The organism is Verrucosispora sp. CNZ293 (assembly GCF_002754655.1).
Genome location: NZ_PEFR01000001.1, coordinates 4,873,345 through 4,884,905, shown reverse-complemented (window position 1 = coordinate 4,884,905; position 11,561 = coordinate 4,873,345). Strand labels below are relative to the sequence as shown.

General features: G+C 70.7%; 9 protein-coding genes and 1 pseudogene. All 10 read left to right on the top strand.

The window, feature by feature from the left end; all coding sequences use genetic code 11:
• Positions 1-33 precede the first annotated feature (33 nt).
• The 10 genes and pseudogenes from CLT74_RS22335 to CLT74_RS22290 all read left to right on the top strand — a co-directional run bounded on the left by CLT74_RS22335 (position 34) and on the right by CLT74_RS22290 (position 11,547).
• Complete coding sequence (locus CLT74_RS22335; RefSeq protein WP_239093831.1) at positions 34-480, top strand: DUF485 domain-containing protein; 447 nt, start codon at positions 34-36, stop codon at positions 478-480.
• Between the two features lies 1 nt (position 481).
• Positions 482-2,122: a sodium/solute symporter gene (locus tag CLT74_RS22330; RefSeq protein WP_099848548.1), complete on the top strand. Its 1,641-nt coding sequence runs from the start codon at positions 482-484 to the stop codon at positions 2,120-2,122.
• 121 nt (positions 2,123-2,243) lie between these two features.
• Positions 2,244-3,008 (top strand): ABC transporter ATP-binding protein, encoded by a 765-nt coding sequence (locus CLT74_RS22325; protein ID WP_099848546.1) that lies wholly within the window; start codon positions 2,244-2,246, stop codon positions 3,006-3,008.
• Positions 2,993-4,684 carry an ABC transporter permease gene (locus CLT74_RS22320; RefSeq protein WP_099848544.1) on the top strand — a complete coding sequence of 564 codons (1,692 nt, stop codon included), beginning with the start codon at positions 2,993-2,995 and terminating at the stop codon, positions 4,682-4,684. Before CLT74_RS22325 ends, CLT74_RS22320 begins: the two co-directional genes overlap by 16 nt.
• 102 nt (positions 4,685-4,786) lie before the next feature.
• Positions 4,787-6,169, top strand: coding sequence for a hypothetical protein (locus tag CLT74_RS22315; RefSeq protein WP_099848542.1), 1,383 nt, complete (start codon positions 4,787-4,789; stop codon positions 6,167-6,169).
• A gap of 8 nt (positions 6,170-6,177) precedes the next feature.
• Positions 6,178-6,750: pseudogene (locus CLT74_RS22310) on the top strand (flavin reductase family protein); the annotation flags it as partial.
• A 46-nt stretch (positions 6,751-6,796) separates the two neighbouring features.
• The gene (locus CLT74_RS22305) at positions 6,797-7,771 is read left to right on the top strand and encodes an NAD-dependent epimerase/dehydratase family protein (RefSeq protein ID WP_099848538.1); all 975 of its coding nucleotides are present in this window, start codon (positions 6,797-6,799) and stop codon (positions 7,769-7,771) included.
• A 56-nt stretch (positions 7,772-7,827) separates the two neighbouring features.
• Entirely contained in the window at positions 7,828-9,048 is a 1,221-nt protein-coding gene (locus CLT74_RS22300) for an LCP family protein (protein WP_099848536.1), read from the top strand.
• A 174-nt stretch (positions 9,049-9,222) separates the two neighbouring features.
• On the top strand, positions 9,223-10,410 hold the full coding sequence (locus CLT74_RS22295) for an LCP family protein (protein WP_486582509.1): 1,188 nt from the start codon (positions 9,223-9,225) through the stop codon (positions 10,408-10,410).
• Between the two features lie 219 nt (positions 10,411-10,629).
• Complete coding sequence (locus CLT74_RS22290) at positions 10,630-11,547, top strand: LCP family protein (protein ID WP_486582508.1); 918 nt, start codon at positions 10,630-10,632, stop codon at positions 11,545-11,547.
• The last annotated feature ends 14 nt before the right edge of the window (positions 11,548-11,561 follow it).

Here is an 11,561-nt window from a genome sequence, read left to right as displayed (position 1 = left end):
TGACATTCCCGTCCGGCGGACGAGACTGCCGGGATGGCCGCCGAGGATGCACTGCCAGCACCCCGCCGACCCGATCCGGCCGGGGCCTCCGACGGGCCCGTCGGTTCCGGACCTCCCGCGCGTACCCGGGTGGTGTTGGCCGAGGTGTCCCGTCGGCCGCACTGGCCCGCCGGTACCCACACCGAACTCACCCAGCAGACCCGGGTCGGCGAGGCACTGGTCCGCGGTCTGGTCCGCGCTCAGCTGGCGCTGGCCCTGCAACTGTCGGCGGTGGTGATGGTCGGGCTGGGCGGGCTGCCCTGGCTGTTCGCCATCGCCCCCTCGGTCGGCCGGATGACGGTGCTCGGCGTCAACCTGCCGTGGCTGCTGCTCGGGGTGCTCTCCTTCCCGTTCCTGGTCGCCGTGGGCTGGACGTACGTCCGGCTGGCCGAGCGCAACGAGCAGGACTTCACCGACCTGGTCCAGCGGCCGGAGCGCTGACGTGGGCAACGATTTCGTCGTACCGGCGATCGTGGCGGTCACCCTGGTCACCGTCGCCATCGGCTTCTACGGGCTGCGGCTGGCCCGCACCACCTCCGACTTCCTGGTCGCCTCCCGGGTGGTCAGCCCCACCTGGAACGCTGCCGCGATCGGCGGCGAGTACCTCTCGGCGGCGAGCTTCCTCGGCGTCGCCGGGCTGATCCTCAAGTACGGCGTGGACGTGCTCTGGTATCCGGTCGGGTTCGCCGCCGGCTATCTGGCGCTGCTGCTGTTCGTGGCCGCGCCGCTGCGCCGCTCCGGCGCGTTCACCCTGCCCGACTTCTGCGAGCTGCGACTCGGCTCCCGCCGGCTACGGACACTTGCCACCATTTTCGTGATCTTCATTGGCTGGCTCTACCTGGTGCCGCAGCTCCAGGGCGCTGGCCTGACGCTGGCCACCCTGGCCGGTTCCCCGTACCCGGTCGGCGCACTTGTGGTGGCCGCCGTCGTGACCGCGAACGTGGCGCTGGGTGGGATGCGGGCGGTCACCTTCGTGCAGGCGTTCCAGTACTGGCTCAAGCTGACCGCGCTGGCCGTACCGGCGATCTTCCTCGCCCTGCAGTGGCAGGCCGACGGGCGACCGGCGGTGACCCCGCCGGACGGCTCCACGTTCCGGACCGCGACCACCGTCGTGGTCGAACAGCGTGCGGTGCTCACCCTCGCCGACGGCCAGACCGTCGAGGTACGCCCCGGCGACGAGCTGAGCTTCGCCGAGGGGGAACCGGTACCGGAGGTCTCCGGCGTGGCGAACGGGGCCACCGACTGGCTGCTGCCCAGCGCCGCGGGTTCCGACGACCGAGGGCTGTTCGGCACGTACTCGCTGATCCTGGCCACCTTCCTGGGCACCATGGGGTTGCCGCACGTCCTGGTGCGCTTCTACACCAACCCCGACGGAGCCTCGGCCCGCCGGACCACCCTCGTGGTGCTGGCCCTGGTCGGGGTCTTCTACCTGTTACCCACGATCTACGGCGTGCTGGGCCGGATCTACACACCGCAGCTGCTGGTCACCGGGCAGACCGACGCGGTGGTGGTGCTGCTGCCGGAGGCGGCGCTCGGTGCCGGCACCATCGGCCGTCTGCTGGCCGCGCTGGTCGCCGCCGGGGCGTTCGCGGCGTTCCTGTCCACCTCGTCCGGGCTGCTCACAAGCGTCGCCGGGGTGATCTCCACAGACGTGCTCGGTCGGGGCTCGGTGCGCGGCTTCCGGCTGGCCACGGTGATCGCCGGGGTGGTGCCGACGGTCCTCGCTCTCAACGTCTCCGGGCTGGACGTCTCGCAGGTGGTGGGGCTGGCGTTCGCGGTCGCCGCCTCCAGCTTCTGTCCGCTGCTGGTGCTCGGCATCTGGTGGCGGGGCCTGACCGACGCGGGCGCCGCCGCAGGCATCCTGGTCGGCGGCGGCGCCGCCGTGACGTCGGTCCTGATCACCGTCCTCGGCCCGGGCCTGACCGGCTGGCCGGCCACCCTCATCGCCCAGCCGGCCGCCTGGACGGTGCCGCTGGCCTTCACCGTGATGATCGCGGTCTCCCTGGCCACCCGGCGTCGCGCTCCGGCCGACATCGGCCGCACCATGCTCCGCCTGCACGCCCCCGACGCCCTCCGCTCATGAGGAGGGGATCCCGGGTCGACGCTTCCGGTGCCGACTCAACTCCGGGTCCGACTCGGGGATGACCTGTGGATCCTCCTCCGGTCGGGCGGCGGGCTGGTCGGAACCGGATACGGTCGGGCGCATGACTGGTGAGCATCCGGCACTGGCGCTACGCGGCCTGGCCAAGAGCTTCGACGGCAAGGTCGCGGTTGCTGGCGTGGATCTCGACGTCCCGGCCGGCTCCTTCTACGGGCTGCTCGGCCCGAACGGCGCCGGCAAGACCACCACCCTGTCGATGGCGGTGGGGCTGCTGCGGCCTGACGCCGGCGGCGCCTGGGTACTCGGCCAGGACGTGTGGGCCGACCCGGTCACCGCGAAGCAGTTGCTCGGCGTCCTGCCGGACGGGGTACGCCTGTTCGACAGGCTCAGCGGGGGCGAGCTGCTGGCGTACCACGGGCTGCTGCGCGGCATGGACCCGGCAGTGGTCGACAAGCGGGCGGCGGAGCTGTTAGACGTGCTGGCCCTCGCCGACGCCGGCCGCACCATGGTGGTGGACTACTCCGCCGGCATGAAGAAAAAGATCGGTCTGGCCTGTGCGCTGCTGCACGGGCCCCGGCTGCTCGTGCTTGACGAACCGTTCGAGGCGGTCGACCCGGTCTCGGCGGCGCTGATCCGGGACATTCTCCAGCGGTACGTGGCCGGCGGCGGCACCGTGGTCTTCTCCAGCCACGTCATGGAGGTGGTGCAACGGCTCTGCTCGCACGTGGCGATCCTCGCCGGGGGCACCATCAAGCGGGTCGGCACGTTGGAGCAGGTACGCGGTGACCGCTCCCTGGAAGACGTCTTCGTCGAGGTGGTCGGCGGACGTACCGCCACGGGTGAGGAGCTGGCGTGGCTGTCCCGGTGACCGCACCGGCCAAGCAGGCGCGGCCGGTGTCGGCGCGTCACTTCGTCCGGCTCAAGCTGCGGGTGATGGGCAACAACTTCCGTGGTCAGGGCTGGCGGGTGGCGCTGTTCCTGGTCGGCTCGCTGATCGGGCTCTGGTTCGCGGTCGGCGCCTTCTTCGGCCTGGCCGCCCCCGGGCTGGTCGGCGACGACAGGTACGCCCTGCTGATCGCCGCGTTCGCCGGCGGGCTGACGGTGCTCGGTTGGCTGCTGCTGCCCCTGGTCTTCTTCGGCGTCGACGAGACCCTCGACCCGGCCCGGTTCGCGCTGCTGCCGCTGTCCCGACGCACCCTGGTGACCGGGCTGTTCGCGGCGGCGCTGGTGAGCGTGCCCACGGTCGCCGTGCTGCTGGCGCTCTCCGGCCTGGTGGTCACCGCAGGCGTCTTCGGCGGTTGGTCGGCCGCCCTGGTCAGCGCCGTCGGGGTGGTCTGCGGGCTGCTCCTCTGCGTCGCCGCTGCCCGAGCGGTGACCAGCGCATTCGCCTCCATGCTGCGCTCCCGCCGGGTACGCGACCTGGCCGCCGTCCTGCTCGCGGTGCTCGCCGCGTCGCTCGGCCCGTTGCAGCTCGCCGGCGTGGCCGCGATCCAGGACACCGACTGGGACCGGCTCACCGGCCTGGCGACGGTGATCGGCTGGACCCCCTTCGGCGCCCCCTGGACGGCGGGTATCGACGTGGCACAGGGCCGGGCCTGGGCCGCACCCGTGAAGCTGCTGATCACCGTGGCGACGATCGTCGCGCTGCTGGCCTGGTGGTCGCGCTCGCTGGAGTCGGCGATGGTGGGCGCGGCGAGCGCCGGACCCACCCGGGCAAAGCCCGGCGTCACCGGCGGCGTGGTGGCCCAGCTCTTTCCCCGGGCCGCGGGCCGGCTGCGTCGGGACCGGTTCGGTGCCCTGGTCGCCCGGGAGGCACGCTACTGGTGGCGGGACGCCCGTCGACGCGCCAATCTGATCACCATCGCGGTGGTCGGTCTCTTCGTGCCGGTGATGGTCAACTTCGGTGGGCAGGGCTTCACCGTCGACAGCGAGCAGGGCTTCAGCCCCGCCGGGAACTCCTCACCGGTGCTGGTCAGCCTCTCGATGCTCTTCGTCGGGCTGCTCGCCGCGGTGACCCTGGCCAACCAGTTCGGCTTCGACGGCAGCGCGTACGCGGCAAACGTGGTGGCCGGCGTGCCGGGGCGGCTTGAGCTGCGCGCCCGGATCACCGCGTTCTCGCTCTACGTGCTGCCGATGCTGGCCGTGGTCGCCGTGGTGATCGCGATCGTGATCGGCGAGCCGACGTGGATCGGGTTCATGGCGGGTGCCCTGGTCGCCACCTACGGTGCCGGGCTGGCGGTCAACTCGTTCGTCTCGGTGCTGGGCGCGTACTCGCTGCCGGAGACGAGCAACCCGTTCGCGATGAACAGCGGCGCCGGAGTGGTGAAGGGGATGCTGACCCTGCTGGCCATGGTGGCCACCGGCGCGCTCGCCGCACCGATGGTGCTCGCCGCGGCACTGCTCGGCGACGCCTGGCTCTGGCTGGGTCTGCCGCTGGGCGTGGCGTACGGCGTCGGCGCGGCACTGCTCGGCGCGTACCTGGCCGGCGACGTGCTGGACCGCCGCCAACCCGAACTCCTCGCCCTGGTCACCCCTCGTCGCTGACGGCGGTACGCCGGGCGCGCCCACTCTCCGACGGCGCACCGCGTCGAGGTTGCCGTGCCGTGCTACCACGTGAAGGCACAACCGCGACCTGGTGGTGATCGCGTGGACGACACACAACCTCGACCTCGACCCCGGACGGCCGCCGCGCCCGGACCCGAACCGGATCCGATCGACTTCACCGGCGGGGCCGACAGCCAGGGACTGTTCCTGGATGACGAGTTCGTCCCCTGGCACGACGCCGACCTGCCCTCCGCCAGCGAGCCACTGGTCGACGAGGAGTTCGCCGGCCCTCCCGATCGGATCCCCTGGTGGATCAGCCGCGGCGAGCAGATCGCCGGGACCGCCCTGGAGAACCAGCAGACCCTGCGGGAGCGGTCCAGGCGGCTCGGCGGGCCGGCGGGTTACGACACTTTCTGGGGCTTCGTGGACACCGAACCGGTGTCGGTGCTGCCCACGGTCCGGACCGCGATCCTGCTCCGGCAGGCCGCCGCCGCCCAGCCACTCGACGGACCACGCCCACGTCCGCTCATGGTCGGCATCGTCGTGGCCGCCGCAGCCGCGTTCGGCATCGTCGGTGGCCCCTCCGTCGCCGGGCTGGTGGCCGCCGCCACGAGCATGATCGTCGGGGTCATCTTCGCCACGCTCGTCCTGCATTTCGCCGTTGCCTCCCGCACCGCCGCCCTCGGCGCCGCTGTCCCGACCGTGGCGTGTGTCGCGGTGTCGACCGCGCCCGCGGTGCACGGGACGCGGTGGTACGACCTCCTGGTGGGAGTCGCGTTCGCCGGTGCCGGTCTGGTCGCCGCCGCACTGTGGCCGTACGCGCGGGCCTGGCGCGCCGAGAGACTCCGGTGGAACGAACCCGACCTGGCTCTGGTCGCCGCTCTGCTGGAGTTCGGCGAGCGGGTCGAGGCGGAACCCACGCCACCTGACCGACGCCGCGTGGTGGCGGAACTCGACCGAGCCGCGGAGCGGTTCGAGCTGGCGTGGCCGCGCGTCAACCGGACCGGAATCGACATCACCGACCGACAGTTGCGCGTTTGGGCTGGCCGGATCCGCGCGGAGACGCGGGAGCTACAGCGCCTGTGCGCGTCCGGCACGCCGCAGACGGTCGCCCTGCTCATGTGTACCTACGAGCTGATCCAGGCGATCGTCAACCGTTACCCGCTCACCAGCCACGAGGAGGGGTGGATCCTCCATGGCAGCTGGCGCCGACCGCCGACGTCTGTGCTCGGCCGGCTGTGGGCGCGCAGCAGACAGTCCGCTCGGTACGTACGCCAGTGCCTGCTCGCCGGCCTCATCGCGATCGCCGCGCTGCTGCTGCTGGCGGCCACGGTGTGGCCCGCGGTGCCGGCCTTCATCGGTACGCACGTCTCCCCTGGCCTCGGCTCGGCACTGAACTTCGACCCGACCGTGCGGCTGTTCGTCGCGGGGATCAGCCTGTCGTTGTTCCCCCTCGCCGGGCGCGCCTTCACCCGCCGACGCTGACCAGGTGAGCTGATGGGCTCCGGCCCGCGAATCGGACCGGGGGGGTCAGAATGTTTCACGTGAATCATGAGCCGGGTGCCCAGATCCACCACACCGACCCGTTCGCCGCGCCGGCCGAGCAACGTTCGCCGGTACGCCGGCTGCGGGGTCGGCTCGCCGCGCCGGTGACCCTCTGGACGGCGCCCGGCCCGGCCGGGCTGACCGTGTCGTCGACAATCGTCGCCGAAGGCGATCCGGGGCGCCTGCTCGGACTCGTCGACGCCGAGTCGGACCTGTGGGCGGCGGTCGAGGAGGCCGGCCGCTTCGCCATGACGCCGCTGGGCCCACCACACCGGCAGCTCGCCGACCGGTTCGCCGGCCTGTTCCCGTCGCCGGGGGGCCTCTTCGCCACTGGTGCGTGGCTCGACACGCCCTACGGTCCGGTCCCGGACGACGCCGGCGGCTGGGCCGGCTGCCGGCTCGACGGTGCCCGGGACTACGGCTGGGGCCTGCTCGTCGAGGCGACGATCGAGCGGGTGGAACTGGCCGGCGAAGTCGAGCCGCTGCTGCACCACCGGGGGCGTTACCGGGAGTTGGCGTGACCCGTCGCGACGAATCAACCTCGCACTCCTTATAGGCTGACCGGTCATGAAGGTTGAGCAGCGCTTCGGTCCCGGTCACCGCGTCCTGGTCACCGGTGGTGCCGGTTTCGTTCCGTCGCACCTGGTGGATTCGCTTGTCGGACGCGGCTGCACTGTCATCGCCCTCGACAACTTCGTCACCGGGTCCAAGGAGAACGTCGCGCACCTGCTCGACACGCCGAACTTCACAGTGGTGGAGGCGGACATCTCCGACGGGCTGCCGGCCCACCCCGCGCTCGCGGAGCGGTTCGACGCGATCCTGCACATGGCCTCACCCGCCAGCCCCACCGACTTCGAGAAGCTGCCGGTGGAGATCCTGCGGGTCGGCTCGGTGGCCACCCTGCACCTGCTGGAGCGGGCCGCCGCCGACGGCGCCCGGTTCCTGATGGCCTCCACCTCCGAGGCGTACGGCGACCCGAAGGAGCACCCGCAGCGGGAGACCTACTGGGGCAACGTCAACCCGATCGGCATCCGTAGCGTCTACGACGAAGCCAAGCGCTTCTCGGAGGCCGCGACGATGGCGTACCGCCGCAGTCGGGGCGTGGACACCGCGATCGTGCGCATCTTCAACACGTACGGGCCGAGGATGCGCCCGGACGACGGGCGGGCCATCCCGACCTTCATCTCCCAGGCGCTGCGTGGTGAGCCGATCACCGTGCACGGCACCGGCAACCAGACCCGCTCCATCTGTTATGTCGCCGACCTGGTCCGGGGCATCCTGCTGCTGCTGGACTCCACCGAGAGCGGGCCGGTGAACTGCGGCACCGAGCACGAGATGAGCATGCGGGAGCTGGCCGAGACGATCGTGTCGCTCTGCGGCAGCCGCTCCGAGGTGACATACGTCACGCGCAGTGCCGACGACCCGGAGATGCGCCGACCGGATCTCACCCTCGCCCGGGAAGCGCTCGGCTACGAGCCGACGGTAGCCCCCGAAGAGGGGCTCCGGCGCACCATCGAGCACTTCCGCCAGCGGCTCGGCTAGGCCCTGCCGCCGCTGCCTAGGGGCATGAGTGGCTCGCGCTGCGTACATTGAATTGCATGTCAGCGACCATTCCCGCCGCGCTGCCGGCGCTCCGTCTGCACCGTGGCGCCGGCCGGGCGGCGGTGCCGGGACGCGGGGGCCGGGCCGGCGAGCCGGCCGACACCCGGTGGTACCCGGCGTACGACGACGAGCCGAACCCGGCGGGCGGACCGGGCGGACCGCGTGGACCGGTGGGTCCAGGTGGGTCCGGCGTCGGCCCACCGCCGCGACGGCGGCGTCCGCACTGGCGCCGCATCGCGCTGGTGGCGGGTGTGGCCGTGCTGGTGCTGGCGCTGGTCGGCGGCCTCGGTGCCTGGTTCTACGCCCGCAGCCTCGACAACAACATGGCCCGCACCGACCCGTTCTCGGAGATCACCGGCGGGCGGCCGGCCAAGGCGGTGAACGGCGCGCTGAACATCCTGCTGGTCGGCACCGACTCGCGGGATCCGGACGCGCCGATGGACCAGGCCGGCGAATGGCGGGCCGACACGATCATCGTCATGCACATCCCCGCCGACCACAAGCAGGCGTACCTCGTCTCCATCCCCCGGGATCTGTACGTGCCGATTCCGGAGAGCGCCGGCGCCGGGTGTGAGACGGGCCAACGTCGCAAGATCAACGCTGCGTTCGCCTTCGGTGGGCTGCCACTTGCGGTACGCACTGTCGAGTGCTTCACCGACGTGCACATCGATCACGTGATGGCTATCGACTTCGCGGGGTTCAAGCAGGTCACCGACGCCCTCGGCGGGGTTGACCTGAAGGTGGAGCGGACCATCACCTCGATCCACAAGCCGTACCGGAAGTTCACAAAGGGCACCAACCACATGAACGGCTCCGAGGCGCTGGACTGGATCCGGCAACGCAAGCAGTTCCCGGACGGTGACTTCGCCCGGATGCGCCACCAGCAGGATTTCCTGCGAGCGCTGATGGACAAGGCGGCGAGCACGGGCACGCTCACCAACCCGAAGAAGCTCAACGCCTTCCTCAGGTCGGTCACCGACGCGGTCACCGTCGACCAGGGCTTCTCGCTCACCGACATGGCCGTGCAGTTCCGCAACCTGCGAGGCGAGAATCTGACCTTCGTCACCAGCCCGCACCTGGGCAGCCAGACCATCAACGGGGAGTCGGTGGTGGTCTCCGACCGGGAGAAGGCGCTGACCATGTACCGGGCGATGAGCGCGGACACGATGGCCGACTGGATGCAGGCGAACAAACCGTCGACCACAGGTAACGGCTGATCACGGCCAAAGCGGCAGGGAACGGCCGATCGTCTACTTTGTTCTGGACGATCGGCCATTTCAGCAGGATGACGTGGCAGAGAACGTGAACCGGACACCATACGAACTCGCCACCACGGGAATGCGAACGTAAAGTGTTCCCGCCCCCTTCTGCGAACACGAGCTGGAGCACGCATGCCGGTTCACAGCCCCTCCCTGCTTGAGCCGCCGCGCGCGTCCGCCACCCCGCCCACCCAAGGGGACGGCCGTTCCGGCACGTCCGGCACGAAGCGCACCCGGCGTAAGGACCCACTCTGGGCCCGACTCACCGTGGTCTTCGGTGCCGCGCTGATGATGACGAGCGGGGTGGCGATCGTCGGCAGCAAGGCGGTGATCAGCCAGGCCACCGGCAGCATCTCCCAGCGCAACCTGCTCGGCGACGCCGGTAAGACCTCCGCGGAGGGTGGGGCCGATCTCAAGGGCCCGATCGACATGCTGCTGCTGGGAGTCGACGCCCGGGAGCGGTGGGCGGCCGACGACGTACGCGCGGACAGCATCATCGTGCTGCACATTCCGGCCACCCACGACCAGGCGTACCTGATCTCGATCCCGCGGGACACCGAGGCGCGGATCCCGGCGTTCGAGAAGACCGGTTACCCGGGCGGTGTCGGCAAGATCAACGGAGCTTTCCAGGCCGGCGCCCAGAACGGCGGCGGATGGGAGGGTGGTGCCCAGTTGATGGCGCAGACCATCAAGGGCATGACCGGGGTCAGCTTCGACGGTGCGGCAATCATCAACTTCGGCGGCTTCAAGAACGTCATCGACTCCCTGGGCTCGGTGCGCATCTGCCCGAAGCAGGACGTCCAGTCGATCCACATGTCGTACGTCGATGGTGAGCCGATGTGGAACGCGGACGCCAAGAAGACCGGCAAGCCGCGTACCCCGGTGGTGCACAAGAAGGGCTGCCAGGAGATGGAGGGCTGGGCGGCCCTGGACTTCTCCCGTCAGCGGTACGGCCTCAAGAACAGTGACTACGACCGCCAGCAGAACCAGCAGCAGCTGATCAAGGCGATGGCCAAGAAGGCCACCCAGAACGGCAGCCTGACCAACCCGGTGAAGCTGAACGAGCTGATCAAGGCGGCCGGTAAGGCGTTCATCCTGGACACCGGTGGCGTCCCGGTGGAGGATTTCGTCTTCACCATGCGCGGGGTGACCGGGAACGAACTGATCATGCTGAAGACCAACGGCGGCACGTACAACGCCAAGGGCAACGGCACCGAGGCGCTCAGCGAGCAGACCCTCGACATGTTCCAGGCGGTCCGGAAGGACAAGCTCGCCGAGTTCGTCTTCTACAACCCCGAGGTGATCTCCTCCCGGAAGTGACCGGCAGCGGTCGCGGTAACCGAAACCGCCATCACGCTCCGTGCAACTTTCGTAACCTGATGTGAGTCGTATTCATGTCAGGTTCACGGGAGGGACGTCACGGCCAGGACGCGGCGTACGGGCGGAAAGCGGGCACCGGGCGGGAGCACCCGGAGACCGCGATGGCCGCGCGTACTGCTCGGCATCGGACTGACGGCGATCCTGCTGGCCACGCTCGCCGTGGTCGGCCTCCGGGTGCTCACCGACAGGTACGAACGCACGATGACCCGGGCGGAACTGCTCGACCCGAGCGCCCGGGTCGACCGCACCGACCTGGACGGCCCGCTCAACTACCTGCTCGTCGGCTCGGACCGGCGGCCCGGTGACGCCGGCACCGAGCAGCGCACCGACACCATCCTGATCGTGCACGTGCCGCCCGGGCTGCGCGAGGGCTACCTGGTCTCGGTGCCACGCGACCTGCTGGTGACCATCCCGCCGGGCGGCGGCTACCCGGGCGGCGAAGACAAGATCAATACGGCGTACGAGTACGGTGGCGGCGGCCAGGCCGGCGCGCACCTGCTCTCGGCCACCCTGGCCCGGCTCACCGGCATCCGCTTCGACGGCGCCGCCCTCGTCGACTTCGCCGGCCTCCGGAACGTGATCGACCTGCTCGGCGGCGTCGACATGTGCGTACGCACCGAGGTGCGGTCGATCCACACCGACCGGGTCTTCCATCCCGGCTGCCAGCGGATGGACGGCGCACAGGCACTCGACTACGTGCGCCAGCGCTACGACCTGCCCGGCGGCGACTACGACCGGCAGACCCACCAGCAGCAGTTGCTGGGGGCCATGCTGGCGCAGGCGGGTGAGACCCGGCTGCGCACCGACCCGGTACGGCTGCACCGGCTGATCGGAGCCGTCGGCGACTCGCTGACCGTCGACACCAACGGAGTGCCGGTGGAGGAACTGCTGCTCGCGCTGCACGGCCTGGCCACCGACGGGCTGCGGGGCGTGCAGGTGCCGTCCTACCCCCAGATGATCGACCAGGTGTCCTACGTCCGGCTCGACACCGAAAGTGACGGGTTGTTCGCGGCGGTGCGCGGCAGCCGGATGCCGGACTGGGCCGGTGCCCATCCGCGCTGGGTGACCCGGCTCTGAGACCTGCCGGCAGC

Coding starts and splice junctions, on each gene's coding strand:
- CLT74_RS22335 (WP_239093831.1), top strand. CDS start 34: ATGGCCGCCGAGGATGCACTGCCAGCACCCCGCCGACCCGATCCGGCC.
- CLT74_RS22325 (WP_099848546.1), top strand. CDS start 2,244: ATGACTGGTGAGCATCCGGCACTGGCGCTACGCGGCCTGGCCAAGAGC.
- CLT74_RS22305 (WP_099848538.1), top strand. CDS start 6,797: ATGAAGGTTGAGCAGCGCTTCGGTCCCGGTCACCGCGTCCTGGTCACC.
- CLT74_RS22300 (WP_099848536.1), top strand. CDS start 7,828: ATGTCAGCGACCATTCCCGCCGCGCTGCCGGCGCTCCGTCTGCACCGT.
- CLT74_RS22295 (WP_486582509.1), top strand. CDS start 9,223: ATGCCGGTTCACAGCCCCTCCCTGCTTGAGCCGCCGCGCGCGTCCGCC.